This is a genomic window from Acetobacter tropicalis, assembly GCF_001580915.1.
GTDB classification, from domain to species: Bacteria; Pseudomonadota; Alphaproteobacteria; order Acetobacterales; family Acetobacteraceae; genus Acetobacter; species Acetobacter tropicalis.
On record NZ_LHZQ01000220.1, the window covers coordinates 108,244 to 125,382 of the forward strand.

At 56.1% G+C, this 17,139-nt stretch carries 14 protein-coding genes and 1 pseudogene; 7 read left to right on the forward strand and 8 right to left on the reverse strand.

Features of this window, described 5'->3' with window-relative positions; translation table 11 throughout:
- The first annotated feature begins 93 nt into the window (after positions 1 to 93).
- Positions 94 to 1,404, forward strand: coding sequence for a citrate synthase (gltA, locus tag AD944_RS14005; protein WP_006558971.1), 1,311 nt, complete (start codon positions 94 to 96; stop codon positions 1,402 to 1,404).
- A 184-nt stretch (positions 1,405 to 1,588) separates the two neighbouring features.
- Here the strand turns inward: gltA and AD944_RS14010 are convergent, their stop codons facing one another.
- From AD944_RS14010 to AD944_RS14020, 3 genes are all read right to left on the reverse strand, one after another.
- Positions 1,589 to 1,987, reverse strand: a complete 399-nt coding sequence (locus AD944_RS14010; protein WP_045541877.1) for a hypothetical protein — start codon at positions 1,985 to 1,987, stop codon at positions 1,589 to 1,591.
- Positions 1,988 to 2,081: 94 nt separating this feature from the next.
- The gene (locus AD944_RS14015; RefSeq protein WP_035381706.1) at positions 2,082 to 2,318 is read right to left on the reverse strand and encodes a hypothetical protein; all 237 of its coding nucleotides are present in this window, start codon (positions 2,316 to 2,318) and stop codon (positions 2,082 to 2,084) included.
- A 116-nt stretch (positions 2,319 to 2,434) separates the two neighbouring features.
- A complete protein-coding gene (locus AD944_RS14020; RefSeq protein WP_157765210.1) occupies positions 2,435 to 3,358 on the reverse strand; it encodes an ELM1/GtrOC1 family putative glycosyltransferase in 924 nt (307 codons plus the stop codon).
- Positions 3,359 to 3,459: 101 nt separating this feature from the next.
- Between AD944_RS14020 and AD944_RS14025 the strand changes: the two genes are divergently transcribed.
- From AD944_RS14025 to AD944_RS14035, 3 genes are all read left to right on the forward strand, one after another.
- Positions 3,460 to 4,212: an orotate phosphoribosyltransferase gene (locus AD944_RS14025; RefSeq protein WP_006558967.1), complete on the forward strand. Its 753-nt coding sequence runs from the start codon at positions 3,460 to 3,462 to the stop codon at positions 4,210 to 4,212.
- Positions 4,213 to 4,225: 13 nt separating this feature from the next.
- Positions 4,226 to 5,077, forward strand: a complete 852-nt coding sequence (locus AD944_RS14030) for a glutamate racemase (RefSeq protein WP_045541876.1) — start codon at positions 4,226 to 4,228, stop codon at positions 5,075 to 5,077.
- A 563-nt stretch (positions 5,078 to 5,640) separates the two neighbouring features.
- Positions 5,641 to 6,873, forward strand: a complete 1,233-nt coding sequence (locus tag AD944_RS14035) for an MFS transporter (RefSeq protein ID WP_045541875.1) — start codon at positions 5,641 to 5,643, stop codon at positions 6,871 to 6,873.
- A gap of 70 nt (positions 6,874 to 6,943) precedes the next feature.
- Here AD944_RS14035 and AD944_RS14040 read toward each other — a convergent pair whose 3' ends face one another.
- The gene (locus AD944_RS14040) at positions 6,944 to 8,014 is read right to left on the reverse strand and encodes a polyprenyl synthetase family protein (RefSeq protein ID WP_045541874.1); all 1,071 of its coding nucleotides are present in this window, start codon (positions 8,012 to 8,014) and stop codon (positions 6,944 to 6,946) included.
- 115 nt (positions 8,015 to 8,129) lie between these two features.
- Between AD944_RS14040 and AD944_RS14045 the strand changes: the two genes are divergently transcribed.
- Positions 8,130 to 8,900, forward strand: a complete 771-nt coding sequence (locus AD944_RS14045) for a tRNA1(Val) (adenine(37)-N6)-methyltransferase (protein ID WP_045541873.1) — start codon at positions 8,130 to 8,132, stop codon at positions 8,898 to 8,900.
- Positions 8,901 to 9,031: 131 nt separating this feature from the next.
- On the opposite strand, the gene AD944_RS14050 is transcribed toward AD944_RS14045, so the two are convergent.
- From AD944_RS14050 to AD944_RS14060, 3 genes are all read right to left on the reverse strand, one after another.
- Positions 9,032 to 10,048 (reverse strand): ribonucleotide-diphosphate reductase subunit beta, encoded by a 1,017-nt coding sequence (locus tag AD944_RS14050; RefSeq protein WP_006558959.1) that lies wholly within the window; start codon positions 10,046 to 10,048, stop codon positions 9,032 to 9,034.
- Between the two features lie 64 nt (positions 10,049 to 10,112).
- Complete coding sequence (locus AD944_RS14055; RefSeq protein ID WP_045541872.1) at positions 10,113 to 12,044, reverse strand: ribonucleoside-diphosphate reductase subunit alpha; 1,932 nt, start codon at positions 12,042 to 12,044, stop codon at positions 10,113 to 10,115.
- A gap of 204 nt (positions 12,045 to 12,248) precedes the next feature.
- Positions 12,249 to 13,232: a Gfo/Idh/MocA family protein gene (locus tag AD944_RS14060; protein ID WP_045541871.1), complete on the reverse strand. Its 984-nt coding sequence runs from the start codon at positions 13,230 to 13,232 to the stop codon at positions 12,249 to 12,251.
- Between the two features lie 372 nt (positions 13,233 to 13,604).
- Here AD944_RS14060 and secD point away from each other — a divergent pair, with 372 nt between their 5' ends.
- Positions 13,605 to 15,170: a protein translocase subunit SecD gene (secD, locus tag AD944_RS14065; protein WP_179946472.1), complete on the forward strand. Its 1,566-nt coding sequence runs from the start codon at positions 13,605 to 13,607 to the stop codon at positions 15,168 to 15,170.
- Between the two features lie 12 nt (positions 15,171 to 15,182).
- The gene (gene secF, locus AD944_RS14070) at positions 15,183 to 16,115 is read left to right on the forward strand and encodes a protein translocase subunit SecF (protein ID WP_045541869.1); all 933 of its coding nucleotides are present in this window, start codon (positions 15,183 to 15,185) and stop codon (positions 16,113 to 16,115) included.
- Between the two features lie 154 nt (positions 16,116 to 16,269).
- On the opposite strand, the pseudogene AD944_RS16485 reads toward secF, so the two are convergent.
- Positions 16,270 to 17,064: pseudogene (locus tag AD944_RS16485) on the reverse strand (IS5 family transposase).
- Positions 17,065 to 17,139 lie beyond the last annotated feature (75 nt).

Below are 17,139 nucleotides of genomic sequence, written 5' to 3' on the forward strand. Positions count from 1 at the left end.
GCACACTTCTTCCTGTTTCTCACGGGATCGGAGACAACACTCAAACAGCAGGCCGCAACAGGGCTGCGGTCCCTAAATGCAGAAGGAAACATCATGAGCGCGTCGCAGAACGAAGGTAAGCAGAACACCGCCAGCCTTTCGCTGGGTGGAAAAACTGCCGAATTCCCTGTTCTTTCCGGCACCCTGGGGCCGGATGTTGTCGATATTCGCAAGCTTCCGGCTCAGCTGGGCGTTTTCACCTTTGATCCCGGATACGGTGAAACAGCATCCTGCAACAGCAAGATCACCTTTATTGATGGGGATAATGGTGTCCTTCTGCATCGGGGTTATCCGATCGCCCAACTGGCAGAACAGGCATCTTACGAAGAAGTCATTTACCTTCTGCTGAATGGCGAACTGCCGAGTGATGCTGAATACAAGAAATTCACGCATACCCTGACAAACCATACGCTGCTCCATGAGCAGATCCGCAATTTCTTCAATGGCTTCCGGCGTGATGCTCACCCCATGGCCATTCTGTGCGGCACCGTTGGGGCGCTGTCCGCGTTCTACCCGGACGCCAATGACATCGCCGTTCAGGCCAACCGTGATCTGGCCGCCATGCGGTTGATTGCCAAGATCCCGACCATCGCCGCATGGGCTTACAAATATACGCAGGGTGAAGCCTTCATCTACCCGCGGAATGATCTGAACTACGCCGAAAACTTCCTCTCCATGATGTTCGCGCGCGTTTCAGAGCCATACAAGATCAACCCTGTTCTGGCTCGCGCCATGAACCGTATCCTGATCCTGCATGCGGATCATGAGCAGAACGCCTCCACCTCCACCGTTCGTCTGGCAGGGTCCACGGGCGCCAATCCGTTCGCATGTATTGCCGCTGGCATTGCCGCCCTTTGGGGACCGGCTCATGGTGGCGCGAACGAAGCCGTTCTGAAAATGCTGGCTGCCATTGGCAAGAAGGAAAATATTCCTGACTTCATTGCCAAGGTGAAAGACAAATCCAGCGGCGTAAAGCTGATGGGCTTTGGCCACCGCGTGTACAAGAACTTTGATCCGCGCGCCAAGATCATGCAGCAGACATGCCATGAAGTGCTGACCGAACTGGGCATCAAGGATGATCCGCTGCTGGATCTGGCGATCGAGCTTGAAAAAATCGCTATCAATGATGAGTACTTCGTGCAGCGGAAGCTGTATCCGAATGTGGATTTCTATTCAGGCATCATTCTGAAAGCCATGGGCATTCCCACCAGCATGTTCACCGTGCTGTTCGCTGTGGCCCGCACCACCGGCTGGGTCAGCCAGTGGAAAGAAATGATCGAAGAACCTGGCCAGCGCATCAGCCGCCCCCGCCAGCTTTACACTGGTTCTGCAAAGCGGGATTTTGTTCCGTTCGACAAGCGGTAATCACCAGCTTCGGGGAAGGTTTTTCTGCCTTCCCCGGCTTTCCTCTCCAGACGTTCTCAAAACGAGTCAGCGCAGCGTTTCTAGCGCGCCCTCTCGTTTCTAATGCACCGTCTGGAAGCAACTGTTTCTTTATTAAGCGAACAGACTTTCCTCAGCATTTCTGTCTGATGAACAGATCCAGCTTTCAGATCTCGGCTTCTACCAGAAGCGCCTCGTCCTGCGTGGCCTGTCCTTCCCGAATCATCAGAAACTGGCCAGACCAGTTTCCCGATATGGACCATGTTCCACTTATTTCCGTCGCATCGTCATTGACCGTGCCGCTGTAATGCACATCATGCGCACGGACTGTGCCTTCATAGGTTTTCACAAACACAACCTGCCGCCCTGTATGATGACCGCTCAGCACAGCATACAGAATGGAATGGTCAGGTGTTGTTTCAGTCGCCTTTTCCGTAATGGCACCAGACAGCACGCCTGCTTGATCAAGTAGAGATGCCGTGAAAAATTCTGGTGCGTACCCGCGCGGATACGTGAACTGTCCCTGCCATAACCCCGTCAGGGAGGATGTATCATGCTGTGTCATGATGCCTCTGAACAAACAAAAAGCCAGACCGGAATACCCGATCTGGCTCACACTCTTCCACAGAAGAATTTGAAACCTCGATAGACCTCAGCCGTTAGCAGTCACAGCCTTTGGTCGGTCCTTCAGATTTACGCACAACGTGATGGTCAATCCATTCAGAGACCAAGCGGCGTGCTTCATTCAGAGACGCTTCAGGATGATGAATGCGATAAAGCGTGGTGCAAGCATGAAACGCGGTTACGTCTTCAGTGCCCACCTCACGCAGCTCCTGATACGCCGTGATAACAGCACGCTCACATTTACGTGCGATCCGACTTAGTTCAACAGCCACAGCACCATCCTTAAGTTAATAATCAATCTCAACAAGTTCAGATTAAACGCCTCTTCCCTCCCCTACGCAAGCAGGAATGTCCTTTCTCCTGATCACAAGTTTTTTCAGTGACATTTTTACAAGGCCCAACGCGCCTTCATAATGTCCGCCACACGGCCTGCTTCATCCAGCACAGAGCGGGGCCACGGCACAAAATCATCTTTCAGAATCCGCAGATGCCTGTCTTCAATCAGCCTCAGGGCTATCCTGCCGCGGGCTCCACGCAGGTCCTGCTCCCGCTCCATCAAAAAAACCGGCACATCCACAACGCAGGCTTCCACCAACATCGGGCTCTCGCCTCCGGCCACCACAACGCAGTCAGAGCAGGCCATAAACCCCAAGGTCGGGTCCTCGTCCGGCTCGCCCTTGCGCCAGACGAGCATGAATGCGGACGAAAGGCCTGTAATAAAGGCATCCGTCAGGCTCCTGCGGTTTTCCCCCCGCACACTCAGCAGAACGGAACCCCCGTAGCGGTTCACCATCATGGCCAGTTTCTTGCCACTCAGCAGGGCTTCTTCCTCGGTGCGAAACGCGCCTTCGCCCACGGCAACGGCAACCCGCGGATGAGGCAGATGCTCCAGCCGCTCCTGCCAGGCTTTACCAGCACGCGCCACAAGATGAGGCGATACAATACTCAAGGGCCCCAATGTCGGGCAGAATCGGGGGGCAACCGCTGCGGCAGAAGACGCCACCACCAGATCAAACGGCAGAGAACGGAGCATGGGGGCTGTACGGGCCTCTCCCCGCACACACCAGACCACCGGGCATTCTGCTTTTCGGGCCGCCCGCAGGGCCGCGTAGCCGCTCCGCACGCCCGATGTCAGAATAAGCCCCGGTGCGCGCCTTCCCTTAAGGTCCGAATCGAGTGCCAGATCATCCACACTGATGCGCCTGAACAAACACCCAAGCCGGGACGCCAGAATATAGGCGGGCCCAGCTTCTCCTGCTGCGGCCTTCTCCACCACCCATACCGGGGCCAACTGCGTCACAGACAACATCATTTTTTCATTCCGCCGCCGAAGACTGAGATGAAGCATAGATTTTCAGGCTGCCTGAGGCTATTGCAAAGCAAATTCCAACCGCCAATTCAAGGAAACGCTTCATGACGTCACCCGCAAACCTGGCCGCCCCCCATTCTGGCGAGACCAGCGATTGGGACCGCGATGCGGCTCTGAGCACGGCACGTCTGTTGCTGGAAATCAAAGCTGTCAATTTCCGCCCGGAAGAACCCTATACCCTGACCTCCGGCTGGAAATCCCCGGTCTATATTGATTGCCGCCGCATTATTTTCTTCCCGCGCGCCCGCCAGAAAATTGTGGAACTGGGTGTGGAAAAAATCGGCCGGCACGTCGGGTATGAAAGCCTGGATGCCGTGGTTGGCGGAGAAACAGCCGGTATTCCCTTTGCAGCATGGATGGCGGATCGCATGCTGCTGCCCATGGCTTATGTGCGCAAGAAGCCCAAAGGCTTTGGCCGTAATGCCCAGATTGAAGGTGATGTGCCCGAAGGCATGCGCACCCTGCTGGTGGAAGACCTCACCACGGATGGCGCATCCAAAGTACGCTTCGCCAACGCCCTGCGGGATGCTGGCGCGCTTGTGAACCACGCGTTCGTGGTCTTTTACTACGGTGTGTTCCCCGGTGCGCAGCGCACGCTGTCTGAAATGAATGTTGCCCTGCATTCGCTCTGCACCTGGTGGGACGTTCTGGAAGCCTGCTCAACCCGTCCTTATTTCTCGGAGTCTGCTGCGGCAGAAGTCAGGCGCTTCCTTGAAGATCCGTGCGCATGGTCTGCCCGCCACGGCGGTGTTGGCAGCCTGGAAGAAGCCGCAGAATACAAAGCCAAACAAGGCTGATCTTCGCAGAAAAATGACTGGTCCCGCACATTCAGGCACACACCATCTTCTGGCGTTTGATTCCGGAATAGGTGGGCTTGGCATTGTGCGGGCCTTACGCACGCTTAATCCTGCACTGGCCATAGAGTATCTGGCTGATACAGCCGTCTTTCCTTATGGTGAGCAGGATGACGCGTTTCTGGTTGAGCGTGTTCTCACCCTCGTTTCCGAGGCCATCAGCAGGCTACGCCCACAGGCTGTTGTGATTGCCTGCAACACAGCCAGCACACTTGCGCTGGATGCGTTGCGCGCAGCATGGCCAGAGATACCCTTTATCGGGTGCGTGCCCCCCATCCGCTGGGCCGCCCGTCTCACCCGCTCCCACGTTATTGGCCTGCTGGCCACCCGCGCCACCATCCGGCGGCCTTATCTGAACCGCCTGCAGGCCCTGTATGCACCGGATTGCACCCTGATCGCCCATGCGGCACCGGGTCTGGCCGCCTGCGCGGAGCATCTTTTCCGTGGCGAAGACGTGCCGCCAAGCGCTATTCAGCGGGAAATTGCGGGCCTGTTTGATCGCGATACCACGGACAAACTGGATGCCGTAGGCCTGGGATGCACGCATTATACATTCGTGCTGGAGCAACTCCGGGCTCTTTCTCCGCCTCGTATCACATGGCTGGACCCAGCAAATGCCGTGGCGCGCCACACGCTCACCCTTCTTCAGAACCAGCAGGAAGTGACCTCTCCTTCGGTCCAGCCTCGTGCCTGGTTTACCTCGATGCCTCCTGAGGCAGAGGCACTGCGGCGAAAACTGCCCGATTTCGGGTTTGATGAGATAACGCTCTGGCCAAGCCTGCCCGCATCACAAAAAATAACGGCCTAGCCCAAACCAAGCAGCGCAGAGGCTCGGGACAAAATACGTCTCAAGGGTGGCAGACGTAAAAGCACACCCAGAACGACAGCGCGGCAAAAAATTATCGGCAGTTTCCTCGTTCACGCCCTGCGCCTCCTCTTCCAAACCCGGTTAGCATCTTTTTCAGGGCTAACCTGACTGGCCGCATCGTACGGCAGCAGGGCGGCATCTGAATGGCTTTTTCCAAAATCACTCGGGCCAATCTGTGGTTCTTTTTTGCCTGAATGTGGTGCCTCTTTGCCCAACACAGCCACCATCCTAACGGCAAACCAGCCTTTTCAGCCATAAAGTGATCTGGCCGCCTTAACCTCCAAATTTTTGAAACCACCTCATCCTTTCGGGGTAAGGCTTCACCGCCTCGTTATAACAAGAGCGCGTGACAAAGCCCGATCCGCGGAGCTAGGCTTCTGTCAAATGGGCCAGCGGTACCAACAACGGCCCACTTCTTTTCCGAAAGACGCACAAAAGGCTGTTTCAGGCTCCCTATCAGGAAGACCTCCAACAGCTTTAAGAAAAATAACAAGGATCGTCTCGTGAGCCAGTCTGTCGTCGGCCGCCCCGTCCGCACCGCGTCCACCGTGTTTCCGGTGTTGGGGGCTATCAGTTTCTGCCATTTTCTCAACGACACAATGCAATCGCTTCTTCCAGCGCTCTATCCGGTTCTGAAAGGACATTTTGCGCTGAATTTCGGGCAGATCGGCTTCCTGACCCTTACCTACCAGATTACCGCCTCCCTACTTCAGCCGCTTGTCGGGTTAGTGAGTGATCGCAAACCGCGCCCTTATTCTCTTCCCTGTGGGATGGGCTTTACCCTGATCGGGTTGATTACGCTCGCCTTTGCACCGTCCTACGTGCTTCTGGTCTGTGGGGCAGCGCTGCTTGGCATTGGCTCGTCCATCTTTCACCCCGAATCGTCTCGGATCGCACGTCAGGCATCAGGCGGCGCACACGGGCTGGCACAATCCCTGTTTCAGGTGGGCGGTAACTTCGGCACCGCCATGGGGCCGCTTCTTGCCGCCTATTTTGTCGTGCCTCGGGGGCGGGAAAGTCTTGCCTGGTTCGCACTGGTCGCTTTGGGTGGCATGGCCCTGCTGGGCATTCTGGGGCGCTGGTATGAACACAACAGCCGAGCACAGGCTGGCAAACCCTCCCTCACCGCCATCCATGCCCATCTCAGCAGGGCTCAGGTCGGCAAGGCGCTCTTTATCCTCATCGCGCTGGTCTTTTCCAAATATTTCTATCTGGCAAGTATCACGAGCTATTACACCTTCTACCTGATGCACCATTTTGGTTTACCCGTCCGCACAGCACAGACCTATCTGTTTGTCTTTCTGGCCGCGGCCGCGGCAGGCACCATCATTGGCGGCCCAGTGGGAGACAGGATTGGCCGCAAACTGGTGATCTGGGTCTCTATTCTGGGTGTGCTGCCCTTTACCCTCATGCTCCCCTATGCGGGACTTAACGCCACTATCGGGCTGAGCATTATCATCGGCCTGATTTTGTCTTCAGCCTTCTCGGCCATCGTAGTGTATGCGCAGGAACTCATGCCGGGCCGGGTTGGCACGGTTGCGGGCCTGTTCTTCGGCTTCTCTTTCGGTATGGGAGGGCTAGGAGCCGCCGTTCTCGGCCAACTGGCCGATCACACCAGCATTGAATTTGTCTATCACGTCTGTGCGTATCTGCCCGCTATCGGGCTTCTGACAGCCTTCCTGCCTAACCTGAAAGACGTCAGATCAGCAGACAAAGTGGCTCCAGCTAACCCCTGAGAGGTACACAAAAAAGAGGCCAGACACACAGTCTCTGGCCTCTCCAGCTTACCCGGCACGCTTGAACAGCTTAACTTGCGCGGCTGGCCGAATAACTGGCGGTTTCGATCAGGAGAGACTTGATCTCGCTCTCATCAAAAATTGCCAGCACTTCCCGAGCCTTGGCAGCATAATCCTCCGCCTTCGCCAAAGTGGCCGCAATGGCATCTGTTGCCGCAATCCGGGCTAGCGCTGCATCCAGATCCTCTGGGGTCTGTTCGCAGTCTTCAATCACGCGCCGCCAGAAAACGCGGTCTTCCTCACTTCCGGCTTCATACGCCGCCAGCACCGGAAGCGTGACTTTCCCTTCACGGAAATCATCACCCACTTCCTTGCCCAGCACGGCCTGATCCGCTGCGTAATCCAGCGCATCATCCACCAGCTGGAAGGCCATGCCCAGATTGGCGCCATATACCCGCAGCGCTTCACGCTTTTCGGGTGTTGCCTCTCCAATCACGGCACCAGATTCGCAGGCAGCAGCAAACAGAGCAGCCGTCTTGCCATAGATAACCTGCAAATACTGATCGACCGATGTGGAAAGATCATTCTGCGTGGTCATCTGCATCACTTCGCCTTCCGCTAGAGTGGCAGATGCAGCGGAGAGAATGGCCATCACATCCAGCGATGCATCAGCCGTGAGAATCTGGAAGGCGCGGGCAAACAGGAAGTCCCCCACCAGCACGGAGGCCTTGTTGCCAAAAATGGCGTTGGCGCTGGCCAGCCCACGCCGAAGCTGGCTTTCATCCACCACATCATCATGCAGCAATGTGGCCGTATGAATAAATTCCACACACGCGGCAATTTCAACATGCCGCAACTTGCCGTCCTGATTATCGTAACCGCACATCCGGGCCGAAGCCAGTGTGAGCAAAGGACGCAGGCGTTTTCCGCCAGCAGCCACCAGATGGGCCGCCAACTGCGGAATCAACGCAACCGGACTTTGCATACGGTCAATAATAACCTGGTTACACGCGCGCATATCTTGCGCGAGGTAATCGGCCAAGGCTCTTAAGCCCGCTTCTCCTGGCTTACTCACAGAAACACTAGATCCATCCTGGCTTGTGGCCGTGCCAGATTCTGGCAGACTAACTGCAACACCCAAACGCTATTCCCCCAGCCATGGGATGAGTTGACGTCCAACCATATGCGGGGCACCAGAAAAACGGTCAAGGTTCAACCACTTCAAGACAGCCAGACACTTTCTGGCAAGGCCGGTCATGCCCGATCTTTCCGCGCTTTCTTCCGGCACCCTTATGGCCGGAAAAATTCTTTACTCCCAATTCCTCAAAGGGAACAGAACCGGCCTTGAACCTGTGCTTATGGCGGCCGCCGTTCCCGCCCGACCCGGCCAGCGCGTGGCAGAAATCGGCTGTGGTGCAGGTGCGGGGCTGTTGTGCCTGACTCATCGCATACCAGAACTGAGCGTATGGGGCATCGAACTGGATTCCGCCACTCTCGCGCTGGCGGAGCATAATCTCACGGCCAATGGACGCACCGGAGTCACCCTTCTGAACGCCCGTTTCCCTGACGCCCTGCCTCCCGACTTCCCCTTCGGCCAATTTGACCACTGCTTTGCGAATCCGCCGTGGCACGACACGGACAGCAGCGCCTCCCCCATGGAGCGACGAGACCTTGCCCGCCGCGCCATGCCGGACACGCTGGAAAGCTGGATCAAAGGAGCCACACGACTACTCCGCTATAAAGGCAGCCTGACGCTGGCCCTGCCCGCCACTCAGATGGCTGCGGCGTGCACCTTCCTGACCCACGCCCGGTTTGGAGATGTAACGCTGTGCCCCCTGTGGCCCAAAATCGGCCGACAAGCGCGCCTGATGCTTATCCAGGCGCGCTACGGCGTAAAAAGCCCCTCGCGCATCCTGCCTGGCCTTGTCCTGCACCAGCAGGAAGGCGGGTTTACTCCAGAAAGCCGCACCATTCTGAAAGAAGGCAGCCCACTCATCCTACACCGGCAACAAACTTCCAAAATTTAAACTTGAAGAACATGTGGTTACCGAAATTTCCTCACGAAAAATCTGCACCACATACCCTGCCTACATAAAAAAAGGCCACCGCAAGGATGGCCTTTCTTACAAACGTTTCCTTTAGGGAAAGTCTTTAACCCTTATTCAAAAACGGACGCCTCGAAGGCTTCTTCCCACGTACCAGTGGTGGAAGCACGGCTATATTCGGTTGCACGGTTTTCGAAGAAGTTCGTGTGTTCAACCGCGTTCAGCATGTCATCCAGCCACGGCAGCGGATTAGCTGTCGTGTTGTAAAGAGGCTCAAGCCCAAGCTGAATCAAACGACGATCTGCAATGAAGTGGATGTAGGTTTTCACCTGTGCAGCATCCAACCCTTCAACCGGCCCCATTTCAAACGCCAGATCAATAAACGCTTCTTCGTGCTCAACAATGGTAGCGCAGATATCGCGCAATTCCTGCTGAAGCTCGTCCGTCCAGATTTCCGGGTTTTCATGCACGAATACGCGGAACAGGCGGATGATGGACAGACAGTGCAGCGTTTCATCCCGCACGGACCAGGACACAATCTGCCCCATGCCCTTCAGCTTGTTGAAGCGCGGGAAGTTCAGCAGAATGGCGAAGGACGCAAAAAGCTGAAGGCCTTCTGTAAAGGCACCGAATGCCGCCAGCGTCTTGGCGATCTCATGCTTGCTGTCCACGGAGAACGCCTGCATGTAATCGTATTTATCCTTCATTTCCTTATACTTAAGGAATGCAGAATATTCCGCTTCGGGCATGCCCAGCGTGTCCAGCAGATAGCTGTATGCCGCAATATGAATGGTCTCGATGTTTGAGAACGCCGAGAGCATCATCAGCACTTCAGTGGGTTTGAAGACCCGGCTGTAGTGCTTCATGTAGCAATTGTTCACTTCCACATCGGACTGCGTGAAGAAGCGGAAAATCTGGGTCACCAGATGCCGCTCGCTTTCATTCAGCACACGGTGCCAGTCTTTCACATCGTCTGCCAGCGGCACTTCTTCCGGTAGCCAGTGCAGGCGCTGCTGCGTCAGCCATGCATCATAGGCCCACGGGTAACGAAACGGCTTGTAAACAGGATTGGAAGTCAGCAGATCGAAATGCTGTTCCTGTTCGCCGCCCCCGGCTTGTGTTTCGCTCATGATGCTGTCCTCATACCTGAAGCATTTTCTTTAAAAACAAGACGCTGAATGATTTCCCTGCCTTTTACTGGCAGGCAAGACATTCATCATAGTTGTTGTTATTGCCCGATGCCGACGTGGCTTCTGCTCTCTGCGCATCTTCCGCCGCCAGCACGTCGGCCTTGGTCAACACGTTACTGACCGTATCTGCCCGCTGGATGGAAAGGGACCGGCAATAATACAGGGATTTCAGACCCTTCTTCCATGCCATATGGTGAATCTGATGCAGGTCCCGCTTATGCACATTGGCAGGCAGGAACAGATTGACGGACTGCGCCTGACACACATAAGGCTGCCGGTCTGCCGCGTGCTCCACAATCCAGCGCTGATCGAGTTCAAAGGCGGTTTTGAAAACGGCCTTTTCATCATCACTCAGGAAGTCTAGCCCCTGCACGCTACCCTTGTTCAGCGTAATGTAGGACCATACTTCTTCCGTATCCTTGCCCTTCTCCTGCAACAGCTTCAGCAGGTGGCGGTTACGCACGGTAAAGGAGCCGGAAAGCGTTTTCTGCAGGAACACGTTCGCGGCAATCGGCTCAATTCCGGGGCTCGCATTCCCGGCAATAATGGAGATAGACGCCGTAGGCGCGATCGCCATCTTGTTGGAAAACCGTTCATGCACGCCATATTCGGCCGCATCAGGGCAAGGTCCCCGCAGATCCGCCAGCTTGCGAGATGCTGCATCGGCCTGTTCGCGGATATGTTTGAAAATCTTGCGATTCCAAACCTTTGCCATCACACCTTCAAACGGAACACCTTTGGCCTGAAGGAAGGAATGGAACCCCATAACTCCCAGCCCAACAGAACGTTCCCGCGCGGCGGCATATGCTGCGTGCTTCATTTCCGGCGGTGCACGGTCAATGAAGTCCTGCAACACGTTATCCAGAAACAGCATCACATCTTCAATGAACTGCGGGTTATCGTTCCACTGCTCCCACGTTTCCAGATTGAGGGACGAAAGACAGCAGACTGCCGTACGCTGCTTTCCGTGATGATCAACCCCAGTCGGCAACGTAATTTCCGAGCACAGATTGGACGTCTTGACTTCCAGCCCCGCCAGTTTGTGATGTTCCGGCCGCGCGTTGTTCACGTGGTCTGAATACACAATATACGGCTCACCCTGCTCCATACGGGCTGTCAGAATACGGATCCACAGTGCGCGGGCAGACACCTTACGGATAACCGTGCCGTCCTTGGGGGAAACCAGTCCCCATTCATCGTCCGCTTCCACGGCCCGCATGAAAGCGTCAGACACCAGAATACCATGGTGCAGGTTCAGCGCCTTCCGGTTGGGATCACCCCCTGTAGGACGACGAATTTCAATGAACTCTTCTATTTCCGGATGCCAGACCGGCAGATAGACAGCAGCTGAGCCGCGACGCAGAGACCCCTGACTGATGGCCAGCGTCAGGCTGTCCATCACCCGAATGAAGGGGATAACGCCGGATGTCTTGCCATTCCGGCCTACATTTTCACCAATGGAACGCAGATTGCCCCAATAGGAACCAATGCCGCCGCCCTTGCTGGCCAGCCACACATTTTCGTTCCACAGCCCCACAATGCCTTCCAGACTATCGCTTGCTTCGTTCAGAAAGCAGGAAATAGGCAGGCCGCGCGTGGTGCCGCCATTAGAGAGTACCGGCGTTGCGGGCATGAACCAATGCTGGCTCATATAATCATAAATCCGCTGCGCATGCGCCGCATCCGCCCCATAATAGGACGACACACGCCCGAACAGATCCTGATAGCTCTCATCAGGCAGCAGGTAGCGGTTATCCAGCGTGGCCTTGCCAAACGGTGTCAGCAGCGCATCGCGTGAACGGTCCACCCTTACCTGGTGATGGCCAGGCAACTGAACCATGTCTTCCAGCTTGCCGGGCTCGAACAGATCGCCGGTACCGACCTCACGCGTCTCGGAACGGCGGCTTTCATTTTCCTGAACGTCGACCAGAGTCATGAGGTCACTTGCTCCGCTTGCTTTAGGTAAGGTGTGGCTGTGCTTGTGGGCGCGCTCTGCCGCGGCACCATATCTCGCGTTTTTGCGCCATCATCGACCCTATATCTAGTGTTTTTTTTCACCCTGAATCGGCAAAAAAAACTTGCTTTCCACTTTTGGCGCAGTTTTCAGCGATCATCAGATATACGGGGCAGAATATTTTTTTCAGACCACGCCAATCAAACCCGACATCTCCATCCGTCTGCGTGACTCTTCAATTCCATCCGCCACGGCCAATGCCGCCGCCAGAGCGCGCCGTCCGGCCCGGACATCCACCACTACCGGCGCTCCATCCAGACACGCCGCCACAAAGGCCTCATGTTCCGCGTGGAGCGAATCATGATCTTTCCATGAGATCGCTTCCCGTCGGAAACCACCCGTTCCCGGCAACGGAATCCCACGCTCTTTACCAATCATGGTCAACTCGCGCTTACCAAAATCGGCAGAGAGATAGCCTTCCTCAGAAAACAGTCGCATCCGGCGCTCTGTCTTCAGAGAGATTCGGCTTGCGGTAATGGTTGCGACGCAGCCGTTTTCAAAACGGACACGTGCATTGGCAATATCCTCATGGGCTGAACTGACCGCTGCCCCCAAGGCATCCACCTGCGCAATCGGGCTATCCACAATCGCCAACACCAGATCCAGATCATGAATCATCAGATCGAGAATCACAGACACATCCGTACCGCGCGGCTTGAAAGGCGCAATCCGTGTTGCCTCTATATAAAGAGGGCGGGTGATACGGCGGGTGATAGCCTCATGTTCGGCTGAATAGCGCAACAAATGCCCAACCTGACACACCAGTCCGGTTTCATCTGCCAGAGTGACCAGAAAATCCGCTTGCTCCAGTGTGGCTGCCACCGGCTTTTCCACCAGCACATGCTTACCGGCCCGTAACGCCTGCACGGCCAGTTCAAAGTGGAACTCTGCCGGGGCCGCAACCACCACAGCATCACACTGGGCCAGTAGATCTTCCACACTCTCAAAAACCGGGCATCCGGCTTCTTTCGCCACCTCGGCAGCCCTGCGCGTGTCCGGATCAAACAGACCCACCAGCACCTCACGCGGCACGCTCCGCACTTTCAGGGTGTGGTAGCGCCCGAAATGCCCGGCTCCAATCACCCCAACCCGCAAGCTGCCCTGTGTCATTCCCGATCCTTCCTTATCCCGCGCACTTTCATTCGACACAGCGGTAGCAGCCCACAGCACAAACCCCAAAATCACAGATTATGTTTCTGTTTTGTTCCTAATGACCTTCCGTGCTCCTGCCAAGAGCCTGTGTTTTCTCCGCCGCAAAACCGGGAGAGTGAGGCTTCGCCTCCTTTTCTCTCTCCGAATCGAAAATAGTTTTCCAGTGGGTGTCTCTACCCATTTGTGGGCAGCTTTCCGCGCTTTCAGACTGATGCAAGGAGGCCACTTTCCCACGCCGAATACCGGACACCCTCCTTCATATCGCCACAGAGTGTTGCATCACACGCAAGGGAGCGGCATGTTCCGGGCGACAAAAACCGATTGTTTCAGGTGAGAATGTATTACAGCCGCCTCAAGTTGGCCTCGGTACTGGGTGTATGCCTGTTAGGTCTGCTGCTTTGCCTGCCCAATGGCCTGCGCAACCCCTTCCCGTCCATGCCCTGGCGGCAAATCCACCTTGGGTTGGATCTGCGCGGCGGCTCGTATCTGCTTATGCAGGTGGATCTGAAAAGCCTGACGCATGACCGCCTGCAAACGCTGGCGGACACCACACGGGAAACTCTGCTGAAGTCCCAACTTGGTTACCGCAACATTACCACCAATGCGGATGCAGGCACCGTCTCCTTCAACCCGCGTGATGCGTCTGAAGCTGATGCTGACGTAACCGCGCTGGAAAAGCTGCCGCGCGTTGTTCCCAACGAATTCACGGTCAAGAAGCAGGATAATGGCTCCATTGTCCTGACCCTGTCTCAGGATGCGGTAAAAGCTCGTGCTCGTGAAGCCGTGACCCAGTCCATCGAGATCGTGCGCCGCCGCATTGACGCCACAGGTGCGGTTGATCCCGAAATCACCCGTCAGGGCGACGACCGCATTGTCGTGGAACTCCCGGGTGTAAGCGATCCGGAGCGGATCAAGACTCTGCTGGGCACCACCGCCAAAATGACGTTCCGGCTGGTCGATTCCAACCCCATGCACACTACGGCTCCGCCACCTGGCGTCAGCCTGCTGCCCATGTCCGACCCGGCGGAAGGCGGCCCCCTACCCGTCTACGATCATGTAGATGTTGACGGCACGGACCTGACAAACGCTGGTGCCGCCATTGATTCCCAGTCAGGCGAATGGGCCGTTTCCTTCACGTTTGACTCAATCGGCACGCATGCTTTCTCAACTGTCACGCAGGCCAATGTCGGTAAGCGCTTCGCCATTGTGCTAGATAATAAGGTGATTGAAGCGCCGGTCATTCGCTCCCCCATTACGGGTGGCAATGGTCAGATCACGGGCGGCTTTGATGCCCAACGCGCGACAGACCTCGCCCTTATGCTGCGCGCTGGCGCTCTACCCGCTCCTCTCAGCGTGGTTGAACAGCGGACAATTGGTCCGTCTCTGGGCGCAGATTCCATCCGGGCTGGCATGCTCAGTCTGGCCGCTGGGTTCGTGATGGTCATTCTGTTCATGGCATTGTTCTATGGTCGCTTCGGCTGGTACGCGAACGTTGCCCTGCTGGCCAACCTGGTTCTGATGGTGGCCATCCTCTCTCTGTTTGAAGCCACACTCACCCTGCCCGGCATGGCCGGCATGCTGCTGACATTAGGGATGGCGGTTGATGCCAACATTCTAATCAATGAGCGTATTCGTGAAGAAGTGGCTCGCGGGCGCACACCTCTGGCAGCCATGCAGGCCGGTTTTGAGCGCGCCACCTCCACCATTGTGGACAGTAACGCCACGGCCCTTCTGGCTCATGTCATGCTGTTTGTGTTTGGCACCGGCCCCGTGCGCGGCTTTGCGCTGACAATCACCATCGGTATTGCCACCACGCTGTTCACCACTCTTCTTCTTTCCCGGCTGCTTATGGTCCGCTGGTACGCGCTCACGCGCCCCACCAGCCTTCCAGTCTGAGACGAGGCGCATATGTTCGGACGTCCTCTCCTGCGTTTTGTGCGCAAGGATACCCATATCAACTTCATGCGCGGGCGCTTTGCGGGCCTGATTACCTCAGCCGTGCTGTCTCTGGCCTCCATCGGGCTGTTCTTCTATCCGGGCCTAACACTCGGACTGGATTTTCGCGGCGGGATTGTGGTGGAAGCCAAAACATCCGGCCCGGCCGATTTCGGCAAGTTGCGTACGGCTTTGGCCGCCCATAACATCACGCATGCTTCTATCCAGGCATTTGGCGCACCGAACGATGTGCTGATCCGGCTGGACACAGGTGATGGACAGGAAACCAACAAGGTTGTTGATAGCGTGCGCCACGCCGTCGATGAAGCTCAGCCCGGCACAACTGTTCTGCGGGCCGATGCCGTTGGCGCATCCGTTTCATCCGAACTGTTCCGCAACGGCATGCTGGCCCTTGGCCTGAGCCTTGCGATGATCCTTGCCTATATCTGGTTCCGCTTTGAGTGGGAATTTGCCCTCAGCGCCGTCATTACACTGGTGCTGGATCTGACCAAGACCATGGGCTTTCTGGTGATTACAGGTTTTGAGTTTGATTTGGTGATGGTTGCGGCCATCCTGACCATCCTTGGCTATTCGACCAACGATAAGGTTGTGGTGTACGACCGCGTACGTGAAAACCTACGCAAATACCGCACCATGCCGCTGCGCGAACTGATTGATCTCTCCATCAACGAGACCCTCAACCGCACACTAGGCACTTCCTCCACCGTCTTCCTGGCCGCCCTGCCCTTGGCCCTGTTCGGCGGAACCACCCTCTCCGGCTTCGCCTGGACAATGTTGTTCGGCATTGTAGTAGGAACGTCCTCCTCCATCTTCATCGCCGCCCCGCTGCTGCTGTTTATGGGAGAGGGGCGGTTGAAAAACAGTCGAACCGAATACAAACAATAACGGTTCTGTTTGAAGAATATTCAGAAACAACCAGTTGACGATAATTTTCGGTCAGTTAGACCATATTCCTCACAGAGCTTACGCTCCTATTTGGTCTATTGAGTTTGATCCTACTTTCCGAGAAAAATATGGATGCCAATAAGCCTAGGGCCTGTTAGCGCTTGATCCAGTCTGCTGTTGCTGCGATGTGTATGACGGCAAGGAATGACGCCGCTGTTTTTTCGTATCTGGTCGCGACTGCACGCCACTCCTTGAGGCGCGCCCAGAGGTTCTCGACCATGTGCCGACACCGATAGGCCCATTTGGGGCAGGCAACCGATGCATCGCGTCGTTTTGCGGGAATGGCCGGTCGGGCTCCCATGTCCCATATCCGTTCACGGAAGGCATCCGACGCATAGCCCTTGTCCGCCACCACCCACAGGGGGATGGCGGGAAGACTATTGAGCATGGCTGGTGCCAGTGGCAGTTCATGGGCCTGTCCGGGAGCCAGTGCAAAACTGATGGCTTTTCCGTGTCCATCAGCAATCACACAGACTTTTGTGCCATAGCCGCCGCGAGAGCGGCCAAGTGCTTCACGATGGTCTCGCTCTTCGAAAGAGGCCCCTTTTTTGGACTCCCGCCGCCTTGTGGTGAACCCTGATGTTCTTACCATCCAGCAAAATCATTCCGAACGCCACTCCCTGTTGGTCCTAACCAGTGTGAGCAGGCGTCCCCACACGCCGAGCTTCGCCCAGCGGATGAAAAGCTGGGCCGCCCGCCACCATGGCCCCAGTTCCGCAGGGATGCTGCGCCATTTCGCGCCATTCTCATGACGCCAGAAAATCGCTGCAATCGTGCGCCGCAGATCATGGGGCGGCGTCTTGCCTCGTGGGCGAACCGCCTCAATCAGAGGTTCCCAGATCGCCCATGTCTCGTCCGTAAAAGTGCCTGTTCCGTCTCCTTCTTCCATTTCTATAATATGGGAAGAATTTCAAGATCTAACAGGCCCTAGCACTACAGTTGTTTTTCGAGATAAAGTATGATT